The sequence below is a fragment of the Bacillus sp. GM2 genome, assembly GCF_056155945.1.
Genome location: NZ_JBRKSZ010000008.1, coordinates 1,283,545 through 1,298,388 on the forward strand (window position 1 = coordinate 1,283,545; position 14,844 = coordinate 1,298,388).

Genomic DNA, 14,844 nt, shown 5'->3' on the forward strand with positions numbered 1-14,844 from the left:
TATAAAAATTAAAATCTCTCGTTCATAAACCGTTCCAGAAAATGCCCGATCACAAGGGAGGACATGCCAAGCGATGAGGCAGTGCGGCCAAGCGAGGAGATTTTCAAATGATAATTAGACAAGGCTTCTGCTGCACTTCTTGAGGCAATCGTTTTTTTAATCGCATCGACGATGATCGGATAGGATTCCACAATGGTATTCCGCAAAATAATCGTATCAGGATTCAACGTCTTCAAGATGTTGAGTAGTCCGATGCCGAGATGAAAACCGAATCTTTCAAACGTCTCCATCATACCCGGATCACTGCGGTCTGCAAGTTCTTTAACGGTTTCGTAAAGCGGGGCTTCGGAATTCGCTCCATAGTGAGAGAAGACGGCTTTTTCCGAAGCGTAAAGCTCCCAGCAGCCTCTATTCCCGCACCGGCATAATGGGCCGTCAAAGTGAATGGACATGTGCCCGGCTTCTCCGGAAAAACCTTGCACACCTCTAAACAGTTTTCCATTCATTAAAATCCCTAAACCAATCCCGGTATTAATGCTGACAAACACGGCATGCTCCAGCTGTCCGGCTTCTCCGTATTTCTTCTCGCCAACGGCACCGGCATTTGCTTCGTTTTCAATTAAAATGGGAACGCCGAACCTTTCTTCCAGTTTTTCTTTTAACGGAATCAAATGGATTGGCTTATTTGGCGTAAACACCACCTGCCGTTCGTTGTCCACCAAGCCGGGTACGCACACCCCGATTCCGGTCAATCCGTATGGGGAAGGCGGTATTTTGTCAACGGCTAGCCCTGTCAATTCGATTAATGCCTCTTCTGTCGCCTGAATGTCTTCTTCATCCAGCGTCCGTTCGAATTGTTCAATCAAATGCCCTTCAAGATCGGTTAACACAACAATCAGATAATTGGTTCCGATATCTACACCGACCGCATAGCCGGCTTTTCGATTGAATTTCAGCATAACGGGCCTCCTGCCGCCGCTTGACTCGCCGGGGCCGGTTTCATAAATGATGTCCTTTTGAAGCAGGGAAGATACTTGGGAGGAAACGGTCGCTTTATTTAATCCCGTTATTTCCGAAAGTTTTGCTCTTGAAATGGGTGCGTTCTCAATAATCTGCTCAAGAATCAGAGCTTTGTTCATTTTTTTTACAAGGGCTTGATCCGCTGTATTCAATGTCAATCACTCCATTGTTTTGAAGCTGTGAATTTATTATAGTATAACAAATTTAGAAAACTCAATTTTTTCCTTCATTTCCATTGAAAGCGATTGATTCATCTTGTAAAATAAATACAAGGAAGTTAGTTTAATGGTTAAACAAACTTGTTATTTAACGTTTGCTTTGCAAGGAAAAGTGAAGGGGGAGATCGGAATGTTTTTTAAAAATGTTGGAATGATTGAGTATGAAGGAGCCGATTCGGAAAATCCTTACGCATTTAAATATTACAACCCTGATGAATACGTCGGCGGCAAAACGATGAAGGAACATCTTCGCTTCGCTGTTGCGTATTGGCATACCTTTGATGCGGACGGGAAAGACCCTTTCGGCGACGGGACGATGTTCCGGGCGTGGAACCGGATGACACATCCTTTGGATAAAGCAAAAGCACGGGCGGAAGCGGCTTTTGAATTTTTTGAAAAGCTCGGCGTGCCCTATTTCTGCTTTCATGACGTTGATATCGTTGATGAAGGAGCAACGTTGCGTGAGACCTTTGCGTATTTGGATCAAATGTCGTCTTTTCTTAAAGAAATGATGGAGACTAGCCGTGTTCAGCTGCTTTGGAATACAGCCAATATGTTTACCCATCCGAGGTATGTCCACGGAGCCGCAACTTCCTGCAATGCAGATGTCTATGCCTATGCGGCCGCAAAAGTGAAAAAAGGGCTGGACATCGCCAAGGAGCTTGGAGCGGAAAATTATGTGTTCTGGGGCGGAAGAGAAGGTTATGAAACATTGCTGAATACAGATATGAAGCTTGAACTCGAAAACTTGGCTTCATTTTACAGAATGGCGGTTGAGTATGCGCGCGAAATCGGTTTTGACGGCCAATTTTTGATCGAGCCGAAGCCGAAGGAGCCGACGAAGCACCAATACGATTTTGATGCGGCCACAACGATCGCCTTTTTAGAAACTTACGGTTTAAAAGACCATTTTAAACTCAATCTTGAGGCGAACCATGCGACCTTGGCCGGGCATACATTTGAGCATGAACTAAGGGTGGCTGCCTTGCACGATGTGCTGGGTTCCATTGACGCCAATCAGGGCGATTTGCTCCTGGGCTGGGATACCGATGAGTTCCCGACCGATCTGTATTCTGCGGTACTGGCGATGTATGAAATTTTGAAAGCAGGCGGGTTTAAAACCGGCGGCATTAACTTCGATGCTAAAGTAAGGCGCCCGTCTTTTGCGGATGAAGACTTATTTCACGCTCATATCGCAGGAATGGATACGTATGCAGTCGGCTTGAAAGTCGCCTCCCGTCTGCTTGAAGACAAAGCGCTCGACCAGGTCATTGAAGAACGTTATGAAAGCTATACGAAAGGCATCGGGCTTGAGATCAAAGAAGGCCGCACCGATCTGAAAAAGCTCGCCGCATACGCTCTTGAACACGACCAAATTGAAAATCAGTCAGGCCGCCAGGAACGACTGAAAGCGACCGTTAACCGTTACTTATTGAACGCTTTGCGCGAAGCGCCGGCAGAAAAGGAGACACGCTAGTGGAATACGTGATCGGGGTCGACCTCGGCACCAGCGCGGTTAAAATCATCCTTGTCAATCAGCGGGGAGAGCTGTGCGGCGAGGTCTCCAAACCATTTTCCATCATTCAGCCCCATTCCGGTTATTCTAAACAGGATCCCGCAGAATGGGCGGTGAAAACGAAGGAAGCCATTAAGGAATTAGTTATGCATTTCCCGGGAAAAGCATCTCAGATTAAAGGGATCAGCTTTTCCGGACAGATGCATGGATTGGTACTTTTAAACGGCAAAGGAGAGGTTTTGCGAAACGCGATCCTGTGGAACGATACACGGACAACCGAACAATGCCGGCTGATTAACGACAAAATCGGAAAGGAGCGCCTGCTCGAGATCGCGAAAAACCCGGCGCTCGAAGGCTTTACCCTTCCGAAGCTTTTATGGGTGAAAGAACATGAAAAAAAGCTGTTTGAAAAGGCGGCCGTTTTTTTGCTGCCGAAAGACTATGTCAGGTACACGATGACGGGGCGTCTTCACAGCGAATATTCAGATGCGGCCGGAACGCTCCTGCTCGATGTGAAACATCAGACATGGAGCGTGGAAATCTGCAGCAAGCTCGGTATCCCGGAGTCCTTATGTCCGGATCTGATTGAGCCGGGCGCCTGTGTCGGCGGCGTCAGTCCGGAATTCGCGGCCGAAACCGGTCTGGCTCCTGAAGTCAAGGTGTTTGCCGGCGGCGCTGATAATGCATGCGGGGCGGTCGGCGCCGGTATTTTAAGAGAAGGAACCGCCCTTTGCAGCATAGGCACCTCAGGGGTTGTTCTCACATATGAATCAAACCGAGATCAAGAGTTTGATGGCAATATTCATTTTCTGAACCACGCCGCCCCCAATGCGTTTTATTCAATGGGAGTGACGCTTTCTGCGGGACGCAGCTTCAGCTGGTTTAAAGATGTATTTGCCGGCCAATCGTCATTTGACGAATTAATCAGCGATATTGACCATTCCTGTCCCGGTGCCCGGGGGCTGCTGTTTACCCCTTACTTGTCAGGGGAGAGAACCCCTCATGCCGACGCAGATATTCGCGCCAGCTTCATCGGTATGGACAGCGCACATACACGGGCGGACTTCGTCAGAGCCGTCATTGAAGGCATCACATTCTCCCTTCACGAGAGCATTGAACAATTCCGTGCCGCGGGAAAGGACATCAGCCGCGTGATTTCAATCGGCGGAGGCGCCAAAAGCGATCAATGGCTGCAAATCCAGGCGGATATCTTCAACGCCGACATCATTAGACTGACAAGCGAACAGGGGCCGGCATACGGAGCAGCCATGATCGCGGCCGTCGGGAGCGGCTGGTTTCCGTCGCTTGAAGCTTGTGCAGACCGATTCGTTCTCATCAAAGAAACCTTTTCGCCCCGCCGTGAATACAGCAGACAATACAAAGCTCTGTTTCAAATTTACAGAGATGTCTACCGGCACACGAAAGCGCTGAATGAACGGCTGGCGAGCTTTCGGGAATAAATAAAAACTTATGGGCCGGCCGGCTCATAAGTTTTTTTCGGGTTACATCGAGTTTAAGATTGATCCATGTGAATGCCTGTATGCGCTTTGACCTGAATTTCTGCAAACGCTTCTTGATCAGGGGTTTTTGAAGACAGAATCGTCCCGAGATAAGCGCCTAAAAAGCCGAGCGGAATGGAGATGATTCCCGGGTTGGAAAGCGGGATCAGCGGTTCTCCGACAAAGATGGCGTTTCCGGTCGGGTCCCAGACGCTCGGGCTGATGGAGACGAGAATCAGCGCGCTTAAAAGACCGGTCAGACTGCCGGCCAAAGCGCCGGCCGCATTGAATCTCTTCCAGAAGACGGTGAAGATAATGAGCGGCAAATTGGCGCTTGCCGCCACGGCAAATGCAAGCGAGACAAGAAACGCGACATTCAGGGATTGGGCGAAGACAGCAAGCAGAATCGAAAGGACGGATACGCCGATGGAAGCCCACCTTGCAGCTATCATTTGCTCTTTTTCTGTAGCCGCGCCTTTCCTAATAATCTGGCTGTATATATCATGTGCAAAGGCGGATGCCGCCGACAGAACAAGTCCTGTAACCACCGCCAAAATCGTTGCGAACGCGATGGCTGAGACGAAGGCGAACAGAAAATCTCCGCCGAGCGCCTGAGCAAGAAGCGGTGCAGCCATGTTCCCCGCTTTATCGGCAGCTAAAATGTTTTCAAAACCGACAAACGCGGCAGCACCAAAACCGAGAAAGACCGTCATAATATAAAATATACCGATAATCCATGTAGCCGAGATTACCGATTTCCTTGCCGTTTTGGCATCTTTTACTGTATAAAACCGGATGAGAATGTGAGGCAGGCCGGCTGTTCCGAGGACGAGCGCCAAATTGAGTGAAAGTGTTTCAAGAGGAACTTTATACTTATTGCCGGGGTTCAAAAAATCCGCCCCAAGCGGAGTAGCTGTTTTCATTTGTTCAAACATGTTCGTCAGGCTGAAGCCGAATTTTGAAAAAACGATGATTGAAATAATGAGCGTCCCCGCCATCAAGAGAACGGCCTTGATGATCTGGACCCAGCTGGTTGCGATCATTCCACCGAATACGACGTAGATGGTCATCAAAACCCCGACAATGCACACTGCCAGCGTATAATCGATGCCGAGCAGAAGCTTGATCAGCGCACCGGCGCCGACTAACTGTGCAATCATATAAAAGGTGGAGATCGTGATCGTGTTTAATGCGGCGACACCGCGAATTTTCTTTTGTTTAAAACGGGAGGCAATCATGTCCGCCATTGTAAATTTGCCGAGGTTTCGGAGCGGCTCTGCCACAATGTAAAGCACGACTAAATAAGCGACGAGGAAGCCGATGCTGTAGAAAAAGCCGTCAAACCCGTTCAAAGCGATCATCCCGGCAATGCCGAGGAAAGAAGCCGCTGACATGTAATCTCCCGCGATAGCCAGTCCGTTTTGAATGCCGGTAAGCCCTCCTCCCGCCGTGTAAAACTCATTGGCCGTTTTTGTCTGTTTGGCCGCGAAATACGTAATGACAAGCGTGAGAGCAACAATGGCAAGAAACAGAATAAAGGCTGTGGCACTCATGAATCAACGCCTCCAATCTTCTTTTTGAAATCGTTTGCAATTTGATCGAATTGACCGGCTTTTTTTGTATACACAATGCACAGCGTCCATGTCATAACAAACTGAGCTATCGCAAAAACCCATGCCCATGTGATGGCTCCGACTGCCGGCTGATTCAAAAATGTGAAGTATGATGTCATAACCGGCAGCAGGAAATAAAAGAGCAGAAAGAAAATCGTCATCGGTACAATAAAAGCCCGTTTCCGTGATAACAACCCCTGGAACTCCGGAGATGCCGCAGCTTTGCTGTAATCTATTTTGCCTTCTCTCATTTGTTCTTTGCCCCTCCCTGTGTTTGTCTGAAAAGATACAACAAAGGTATGTAACAAGCTCCGGATTTATTCTTCAATTTTCACACAGCGTTTTATTTATATAAGATGAAAGACCTGATCATCTCAAATAAATGTTTTTTCCATAAAAGAAACCTTTTGTTCACCTTCTCATTTGTCATGCCTTCCGCCCCGTTTCCGCCTCTGTCAGCTTCCTTCTCAGTTCATTTACAGACGCAATCGCTTCCCGGTCTGTCATCACGCCGCCGGGCTTGTTCCCTTTGCCGAGCAAATAGCCGTCGAATGTCATGTTCATAAAATCAAATATGTAGTGAAACTGTTGGATGAGCGGCAGCCCTTTCAAGCGGGGATCGTCGTCTCCGACAGCTGCGACGTAGACCGTTTTTTTCGCCATTTGCTGTTTAAATGCAGATCTTCCGTGCTCTATCAATGTCTGTGACCAGCGGTCAATAAAATTTTTCATCAGACCCGACATGCCGTACCAGTAGATCGGAGTGGCAAAAACCAGGATATCCTTCTCCAGCACCCGGCTGATCAGGTCTCTGTAGTCATCATCAGGGTAAAAAGGGGCTGTATTGCTGTGCCTGTAGTCCGATACGGGCTGAATATGATAGTTTCGCAGAAATATCTTATCGGCATCAAGTCCGTCTACTAATCGATTCATCAGTTCTTCCGTATTTCCATTTTCGCGGGAGCTTCCGCAGATTGCTGCTATCCCCATATTCTTCATCCTCCTTTGGAATCGGTCATGAATTCAGTTTAAGATAACAACAATCATCAGTAAAATTGATATTTTAGATATTTACCATCGGAAAAATCGATTATATAGGCGAACTTAACAGAAAAGAGAGGATGGAAAGGAAGCCTGAGGATATTATCAGAAGGATCAAGACGAAAAGCTCCGCCCCCCTTTGGGAGAAAGGCAATCGAAACCGATGCAGAAGAAAGTGTATGGGACTGTTGGCGTCAGCGTTGGTCAGCATGCCTCTAAAACGCCTTATTCAATCCGGTCTGGTACCCCTTAAGAGAGTGAAGCTGGAAAAATGAAACGACCTATGTACAGGGCAAAGGTAAGGCTGCTCCTTAAAACGCGCGTTTCTATGGAGCAGACAGAATCTATACACAGGCAGCAGGCCTGCTGCTCAAATACGTCATTATCAATTAAAACACTCGTTAAAACAGCCGGTTGGATCATCTTGATAGATCAAGATTCAACAGAACCGCCTGTTTTTTTGGATAACTGATGCTTCTAAACGCTTATTGCTTTATCGGTTTTTCAGCATCGCTTTGGATTGGCTGACTGTGAAGAAATTCTTTCACATCTTCAATTTGCAGCCCAAGTTTTTTCGCCTCCTTCATCAAAATCACCCAATCTTTGTCCAACTTGTGTTTCGTTTGAGTATTCATAGCTTCCTCCAATATGATAAGACGTTGTTCACCTCAAAGAAAAAAACGGTTTTTCCTTGAGATGCAATAAAAGTTATAAAACAACAGCCATGTGAAAACAATGACAAATTTCATAAAAAATTCACAAAGTCATCTTTGATAAACCTACCTATTCCCTAAATAACTGACTAAAAAAACCAAAAAATCTTAGATTCTTACTTATAATAATAAACAATCAATTACTGACTGGATAGTATTCAAATAAAAATGATCATTTTTCCCTATTAAAAATTTCTCAATTGCAGCCGAATATCCTTTGAATATTCTAAAAATAAGAAAGAGATTTTTGGCAGATTATTACGCAAAAGTATTGGAAAAACAATGGTTTCAAGGAATGATTTAGAATAAAGACATGGTGGGTAGGGAGGGTCCTTTCGGCTTAGTTGCTGTATGGGTTAAAGAAGGGTAATACGAAAATACTATTATCGACCAGTATTAAGTGGGAAAAATGAACATTGGTTTCAAATGCAGTGAAAAAAGTATAGTTTTTGCCTCAAAATCGCTTTAATTCACCAGGATGATACCATTGATATGGATAAAAACCCGAACTATTCCTTGTAAGGCATTTAATGGAACAGAAACCTTTCCATTTGTTTTACCCCTAGTTTTTATTTGAAGAAATGATGAAAATACAAGCCGGAAAATGCTGAAGGTGGTAAAATGAAAAAGCGAATATATCATCTTAGGATTGAAAAAGAGATTCACAGGCGTTTTATAGATTTAAAATAGAAGAATAACGCCGCTGAAAGGAGAGAAATGAATTGGCAATATTAGTATGCGGAGGGGCGGGCTATATTGGAAGCCATGCTGTAGCGGAACTGTTAAGCCGCAATGAAGAAGTCGTGATTATTGATAACCTGCAAACTGGACATGAAGAGGCGGCTTTAAAGGGAGCTTCTTTCTATAATGGAGATCTGCGCGATGAAGCATTCCTGAGAAAAGTGTTTCAGGAAAACGAGATTGAGGCTGTCATGCATTTCGCGGCCGATTCTTTAGTTGGAGAAAGCGTAACAGATCCTCTCAAATATTATGACAACAATGTATACGGAGCCGTTTGCCTGTTAAAGGTCATGAAAGAGTTCGATGTAAAGCAAATTGTCTTCTCATCAACGGCTGCAACATACGGTGAACCGGATCGTGTGCCGATTATGGAAACAGATCCGACGGATCCGACAAACCCTTACGGGGAAACGAAGCTTGCCATTGAAAAAATGCTGAAGTGGTCTGAAAAAGCATACGGAATCCGTCATGTCGTCCTTCGCTACTTTAATGTTGCCGGGGCGCATGTAGACGGATTGGTTGGCGAGGATCACCAGCCTGAAACGCACCTGATCCCGATCATTCTTCAAGTCGCGCTTGGCAAACGCGACAAGATTATGATTTTCGGCGACGACTATCCGACTGCAGATGGTACGTGCATCAGAGACTACATCCATGTAATGGATCTGGTCGACGCGCATATCCTCGCTGTCGAAAGGCTTCGAAAGGGCGGAGAAAGCACCGTATACAATCTCGGAAACGGCACGGGCTTCTCGGTCAAAGAAGTCGTTGAAACAGCCCGGAAAGTGACAGGCTGCCCGATACCGGCGGAGGTTGCAGAGCGGCGTGCAGGAGACCCGGCACAGCTGATCGCCTCTTCGGAAAAAGCAGTGAAAGAACTGGGATGGCAGCCGAAATACGCCGAGCTGGAAACGATCATTGACAGCGCGTGGAAGTGGTTTAAAGCACATCCGAACGGCTATCAAAGCTAGAATGCGATGACGCTTATTAAATAGGATGAAAAAGAGCTTTCAGTTACAGAAGGAAGCTCTTTTTTGATGTTTTGAAGTTTAAAGCTGGTTGTCAACAGGGAAAAGGAATGGGGGAAGATAATGATTCACTATGAAAAAATTTAACAATGTTAAATTAATGATTGACCAAAGTTTTTTATTGTGGTAAACCTAAATTTGACAGATTTTTTGTTCCGGAGGGATTTGTCAGCTCTTGCTATGTGTGTAAAAAGAACTAAAAAATTACCAGTCTATTTCCTTCGTTATTCATAATATCATGAACAAATTTTGACGATTTTGTGACATTCGGGTGAAAAAAAGGTGAACAATCGAAAAAAATAAGGCTAATTGGTGAAGATTTTGATAGCATAGCAAGGTAGAAGAAAAAAGTTTTTCAGAATCCTTTTATCTTAGATATTCTGACCAAATTTTAGACATCATTTAAGGAAGGATGGTGATCCTCTTGTTCAGAGCATTTAAACCACTGATTATGCTGACTCTGCTTTCCTCCGTTTTTTTATTGGGCGGCTGCAGTCAAATCGCGGTATTGGATCCTAAAGGACCGGTTGCTTCGCAGCAAAGAGATCTTATTCTATTATCGATTGGATTTATGCTGTTTATCGTAGCGGTCGTATTTGTCCTTTTTACTGTGATGATTGTGAAATACCGTGAGCGTAAAGACAGAAAGTCTCCTTACAGCCCGGAAGTAGAAGGCAATACATTTTTAGAAATCGTCTGGACAGTGGTACCGATTTTAATTGTTATTGCGCTGTCAGTGCCGACAGTTCAAACAATTTATTCTCTAGAAGAGGCTCCAAAAGCATCAAAGGACAAGGAACCTTTGGTCGTATATGCGACATCTGTCGATTGGAAATGGGTATTCAGCTACCCGGAACAGGATATCGAAACGGTCAACTATTTGAATATCCCGACAGACAGACCGATCTTGTTTAAAATCTCATCTGCCGATTCTATGGCATCACTGTGGATTCCGCAGCTTGGCGGGCAAAAATATGCCATGTCCGGAATGGAAATGGAGCAATATTTGCAGGCAGACCATGAGGGTACTTATAAAGGCCGAAATGCAAACTTCACAGGTGAAGGTTTTGCAGAACAACAGTTTGATGTCAAAGCGGTATCTGAAAGCAAGTTTAACGACTGGGTGAAGAAAACGCAGAAAGAAGCTCCTAAGCTGACGAAAAGCCAGTACGATGAACTGATGCTTCCTCAGCATGCGGACGAAATGACGTTCTCATCGACACACCTGAAGTACGTTAACCACGGAAATGATGCGGAATACGCCATTAAAGCGCGCGAAAGATTGGGCTATAAACCATTGTCTCCGCACTCAAAATCAGATCCGTTTGAAAACGTGAAGACAAACAAAGATCAAAAACAATCTGAAGACCAAGATTCTCACTAGGAAAGGAGGAAGCTTGCATGAATTTGAAATGGGACGAATTCATAATTACAGGTGACCCATTAATTCTTGGAGCACAGATTTCCATTTTGCTTACATCCATTGCAATCGTATTTGTGCTGACATACTTCAAAAAATGGAAATGGCTTTGGAGAGAATGGATTACCACCGTCGATCATAAACGTTTAGGAATCATGTACCTCATTGCCGCAGTCATTATGTTCTTCCGCGGCGGTGTCGACGGGTTAATGATGCGTGCCCAGCTCACGCTTCCTAATAACAGCTTTTTAGATTCCAACCACTATAATGAAGTGTTTACGACACACGGTACGATCATGATCATTTTCATGGCGATGCCGTTTCTTATTGGATTAATGAACGTCGTCGTACCGCTCCAAATCGGTGCGCGCGATGTTGCATTCCCGTATTTGAACAACTTGAGTTTCTGGACCTTCATGGTCGGAGCGATGCTGTTTAATATTTCATTCGTCATCGGCGGATCGCCGAATGCAGGATGGACGGCTTACATGCCGCTTGCAGGCAATGAGCTGAGTCCTGGGCCTGGGCAGAACTATTACTTGCTCGGACTTCAGATCGCGGGTATCGGTACGCTTCTCACCGGGATTAACTTTATGGTTACCATCCTGAAAATGCGTACAAAAGGCATGACCCTATGGCGGATGCCGATGTTCACTTGGACAACGCTGATCACTTGTGTGATTATCATTTTCGCCTTCCCTGTCTTGACAGTGGCTTTGGCGCTGATGACATTTGACCGCTTGTTCGGAACAGCCTTTTTCACCTTGGCGAACGGCGGTATGCCGATGCTGTGGGCGAACCTGTTCTGGATTTGGGGACATCCTGAGGTTTACATCGTTATTTTGCCTGCTTTCGGTATTTTTTCAGAAATCATTGCGACATTCGCAAGAAAGCAGCTGTTCGGCTACAAAGCAATGGTTTATTCAATTGTTGCCATTTCGGTTCTCAGCTTCGTCGTTTGGCTGCACCACTTTTTCACAATGGGCAACAGCGCGGCGGTCAACTCGTTCTTCTCGATTACGACGATGGCGATATCGGTGCCGACCGGGGTTAAAATCTTTAACTGGCTGTTGACGCTGCATCGAGGCAGAATCAAAATCACAACGCCGATGCTGTGGTCGCTTGCATTTATTCCGAACTTCGTCATCGGCGGTGTTACGGGCGTTATGCTTGCGATGGCAGCTGCGGATTATCAATATCACAACACATACTTCCTCGTATCGCACTTCCACTATGTGCTGATCGCGGGTACTGTGTTTGCATGTTTCGCCGGATTGATCTTCTGGTATCCGAAAATGTTCGGTCACAAACTGAACGAACGCATCGGAAAATGGTTCTTCTGGCTGTTCATGACGGGCTTTAACATCTGTTTCTTCCCGATGTATTTCCTTGGATTGCAAGGAATGCCTCGCCGTATTTACACATACGGAGCAGAAGACGGCTGGACTGCATTGAACATGATTGCGACATTCGGCGCATTGCTGATGGCCGCGGGATTCATCGTTCTCTGCTACAACATTTTCTACAGCTTCCGTCATTCAAAACGCGAAGAATCAGGAGATGCTTGGGGAATGGGTCGTACGCTTGAATGGGCTACATCTTCTGCGATCCCGCCGCACTATAACTTTGCGGTTCTGCCTGAGGTCACATCACCTGACGCATTTGCGCAAATGAAGGAAGACAATGTCGAGATTCATCCTGAAAGCAAGTTTAAAAAGATTCATATGCCGAGCAATTCAGGCCGTCCGTTTCTCATGTCATTATGCTTCGGATTTGCTGGATTCGGGCTTGTCTTTGAATGGTTCTGGATGGGAATCGTCGGTCTGATCGGTGTATTCCTCTGTATGATTCTTCGTTCATTTGAATATGACGACGGCTACTATGTAAGTGTTGAGGAAATAAAAGAGACTGAACGAAAGAATGCCAAGTAAAGGAGGCGGGATTGATGGAACATGCAGAACACAGCAATTCTAACGCTCCTATGGAATACCGTTCTGAAATCGGAAGGTTGAATATCCTTGGCTTTTGGATTTTTCTTGGAGCGGAGATTGCTTTATTCTCTACGTTATTTGCGACCTATGCTGTTCTTCATAACAGAACAGCGGGGGGCGTACTGCCGGCAGAACTGTTCGACGCAAAGCTCGTTTTAATCATGACGTTCCTGCTGTTAACGAGCAGTTTCACATGCGGCATCGCAGTGCATGAGATGCGCCGCGGCAGTTTGAAAGGCGTGATGATCTGGATGATCATTACCCTGTTGCTCGGTGCTGGGTTTGTCGGCTATGAGCTTTATGAGTTCAATCATTATGTACATGAAGGTGCCACTTTATCGACAAGTGCTTACTGGTCATCTTTCTTTGTTCTATTGGGAACGCACGGACTGCACGTATCGATCGGTATCTTCTGGATTATCGGCATTTTGCTTCAGACGAAAAAGCGCGGCCTAACCCCGCAAACGTCTGCTAAGCTGTTTATCTCAAGTTTGTATTGGCACTTCTTAGACGTGGTATGGATTTTCATCTTTACCGGCGTCTATTTGATAGGGTTGGTGAATGTATAATGGCAGCAAAACAATCGGCTGAACACAGCCACTTTCCTTGGAAGCATATTGTCGGGTTCGTGTTGTCCATTGTGCTGACCTTATTGGCCTTGTGGGTGATTTATACGGATTTAAGCATGGCTGCAAAGCTGTGGATTATTTTCGGTTTTGCGATCATCCAAGCTGGACTTCAGCTCTTAATGTTTATGCATATGACTGAAAGTGACAGCGGCAAAATCCAAGTCGGGAATACGTTGTTTGCCGCATTTATTGCGGTTGCGATTATTGCCGGTTCCGTCTGGATCTTCGCTGCTCACAACTATCACGGAGACAACCCTGAGGGCGGTTCACCAGGTGCAAAACATTCTGAGCACAGCGGACATTAATTGATTGGCAAAAGAGTGCGGATTTCAACGATCCGCACTCTTTTTTGATTGCTGAACGGAAAAAGAGAGAGCCCGAGGCTCTCTCTTTCTCATACACTCTTAACCGCGTTTTACGCCGCGGCCGAATTTGCCGTCGCCCGGCTTGCTCTTTTTAGAAAGAGTAACAGTCAGGAATGTACCATAGTTTTTAACTTGGGCAGTTTCCAATTTGCGCATCTGTGTCACCTCCTTATTACTTCCAGTTGATTACATATTCATGCTATCATAGAATAAAGTGGTAAAAACCACAAAAAGGCACGAAAACCCGACATCATCCTTCAATTCTATTCATGAGGTTTTTATTGCGGTATTTGTTCGGAGGAAACTGACTTAAGGAGAGTGTTACTGATGATTCGCGTGTTGTTAGTAGACGACTACAGAGTTTTGACATCCGGAATGAAGGAAATATTAAAAAAATATAATATGGATGTCATCGTTTGCCACGAAGGAAATGAAGCTCTCGACCTCTTAAAAAATCAAGAGGTACATATAGACGTTTTTCTTTATGATTTAAAAATGCCGGGGATGAACGGGTTGGAATTGTCTCTTAAAACGCTTGAAATCGCACCTCAATCCAAAATTATCATTATGTTTTCGGGAGATGAAATCCACTCATATTTTAATAAGCTGATCGAAGCCGGCGTCAAAGGGTTTATCGATAAATCGTATACAGACAGTATGATTGCTTCGAGTATTTTATTGTGTTTAAAAGGGGCTGTGTTATTTCCCGACGGCTTGCTGCAAAAACTGAGGCTCGACTCCGATCTTGCGGTGGACGAGCATTTAACAGACACAGAACTGGATATTTTGCAGAAGGTGGCCAGCGGTAAAACAAATAAAGAGATCGCAGCGGACTTACAAATGTCGACGCGCAACGTAGAGTATCACTTAAGCAAAATCTATAAAAAGCTAAAAGTAACGTCGCGGTACTGTGCAGTAAAAAAAGGAACGATGCTTAATTTGATCAAGCAGAAAGCTTAAACAAGGTATATATTCGTTTTTCCCTGCAAAAGAGAGTCGATAGGCTCTCTTTTTCTTTTTTCCTCCGAATAAATCCCGTAATAATGGCCC

At 45.3% G+C, this 14,844-nt stretch carries 14 protein-coding genes; 8 read left to right on the top strand and 6 right to left on the bottom strand.

Annotation, left to right across the window (positions count from 1 at the left end; genetic code table 11):
- Positions 1 to 8: 8 nt before the first annotated feature.
- Positions 9 to 1,172: an ROK family transcriptional regulator gene (locus tag ACVC9U_RS21130; protein ID WP_252607138.1), complete on the bottom strand. Its 1,164-nt coding sequence runs from the start codon at positions 1,170 to 1,172 to the stop codon at positions 9 to 11.
- Positions 1,173 to 1,368: 196 nt separating this feature from the next.
- Between ACVC9U_RS21130 and xylA the strand changes: the two genes are divergently transcribed.
- The gene (xylA, locus tag ACVC9U_RS21135; protein ID WP_041817477.1) at positions 1,369 to 2,715 is read left to right on the top strand and encodes a xylose isomerase; all 1,347 of its coding nucleotides are present in this window, start codon (positions 1,369 to 1,371) and stop codon (positions 2,713 to 2,715) included.
- The gene (xylB, locus tag ACVC9U_RS21140) at positions 2,715 to 4,214 is read left to right on the top strand and encodes a xylulokinase (RefSeq protein ID WP_441391477.1); all 1,500 of its coding nucleotides are present in this window, start codon (positions 2,715 to 2,717) and stop codon (positions 4,212 to 4,214) included. Before xylA ends, xylB begins: the two co-directional genes overlap by 1 nt.
- A gap of 53 nt (positions 4,215 to 4,267) precedes the next feature.
- Here the strand turns inward: xylB and ACVC9U_RS21145 are convergent, their stop codons facing one another.
- The 4 genes from ACVC9U_RS21145 to ACVC9U_RS21160 all read right to left on the bottom strand — a co-directional run bounded on the left by ACVC9U_RS21145 (position 4,268) and on the right by ACVC9U_RS21160 (position 7,542).
- A complete protein-coding gene (locus ACVC9U_RS21145) occupies positions 4,268 to 5,806 on the bottom strand; it encodes a solute symporter family protein (protein ID WP_441391478.1) in 1,539 nt (512 codons plus the stop codon).
- On the bottom strand, positions 5,803 to 6,117 hold the full coding sequence (locus ACVC9U_RS21150) for a DUF485 domain-containing protein (RefSeq protein WP_441391479.1): 315 nt from the start codon (positions 6,115 to 6,117) through the stop codon (positions 5,803 to 5,805). The genes ACVC9U_RS21145 and ACVC9U_RS21150 overlap by 4 nt, the downstream gene beginning before the upstream one ends.
- A gap of 175 nt (positions 6,118 to 6,292) precedes the next feature.
- On the bottom strand, positions 6,293 to 6,856 hold the full coding sequence (locus tag ACVC9U_RS21155) for a flavodoxin family protein (RefSeq protein WP_020453365.1): 564 nt from the start codon (positions 6,854 to 6,856) through the stop codon (positions 6,293 to 6,295).
- 536 nt (positions 6,857 to 7,392) lie between these two features.
- Positions 7,393 to 7,542, bottom strand: a complete 150-nt coding sequence (locus tag ACVC9U_RS21160; protein WP_041817368.1) for an anti-repressor SinI family protein — start codon at positions 7,540 to 7,542, stop codon at positions 7,393 to 7,395.
- Between the two features lie 800 nt (positions 7,543 to 8,342).
- On the opposite strand from ACVC9U_RS21160, the gene galE reads away from it, so the two are divergent.
- From galE to qoxD, 5 genes are all read left to right on the top strand, one after another.
- Positions 8,343 to 9,332, top strand: a complete 990-nt coding sequence (gene galE, locus ACVC9U_RS21165; RefSeq protein ID WP_020453364.1) for a UDP-glucose 4-epimerase GalE — start codon at positions 8,343 to 8,345, stop codon at positions 9,330 to 9,332.
- A 472-nt stretch (positions 9,333 to 9,804) separates the two neighbouring features.
- The gene (gene qoxA, locus ACVC9U_RS21170; protein ID WP_020453363.1) at positions 9,805 to 10,773 is read left to right on the top strand and encodes a cytochrome aa3 quinol oxidase subunit II; all 969 of its coding nucleotides are present in this window, start codon (positions 9,805 to 9,807) and stop codon (positions 10,771 to 10,773) included.
- Between the two features lie 17 nt (positions 10,774 to 10,790).
- Positions 10,791 to 12,740 (top strand): cytochrome aa3 quinol oxidase subunit I, encoded by a 1,950-nt coding sequence (qoxB, locus tag ACVC9U_RS21175; RefSeq protein ID WP_025810604.1) that lies wholly within the window; start codon positions 10,791 to 10,793, stop codon positions 12,738 to 12,740.
- Between the two features lie 14 nt (positions 12,741 to 12,754).
- The gene (gene qoxC, locus ACVC9U_RS21180) at positions 12,755 to 13,369 is read left to right on the top strand and encodes a cytochrome aa3 quinol oxidase subunit III (RefSeq protein WP_020453361.1); all 615 of its coding nucleotides are present in this window, start codon (positions 12,755 to 12,757) and stop codon (positions 13,367 to 13,369) included.
- On the top strand, positions 13,369 to 13,734 hold the full coding sequence (qoxD, locus tag ACVC9U_RS21185; RefSeq protein ID WP_003186195.1) for a cytochrome aa3 quinol oxidase subunit IV: 366 nt from the start codon (positions 13,369 to 13,371) through the stop codon (positions 13,732 to 13,734). Before qoxC ends, qoxD begins: the two co-directional genes overlap by 1 nt.
- A gap of 99 nt (positions 13,735 to 13,833) precedes the next feature.
- Here the strand turns inward: qoxD and ACVC9U_RS21190 are convergent, their stop codons facing one another.
- The gene (locus tag ACVC9U_RS21190; RefSeq protein ID WP_423734433.1) at positions 13,834 to 13,950 is read right to left on the bottom strand and encodes a lariocidin family lasso peptide; all 117 of its coding nucleotides are present in this window, start codon (positions 13,948 to 13,950) and stop codon (positions 13,834 to 13,836) included.
- 171 nt (positions 13,951 to 14,121) lie between these two features.
- On the opposite strand from ACVC9U_RS21190, the gene ACVC9U_RS21195 reads away from it, so the two are divergent.
- Positions 14,122 to 14,754, top strand: a complete 633-nt coding sequence (locus tag ACVC9U_RS21195) for a response regulator transcription factor (protein WP_020453360.1) — start codon at positions 14,122 to 14,124, stop codon at positions 14,752 to 14,754.
- Positions 14,755 to 14,844 lie beyond the last annotated feature (90 nt).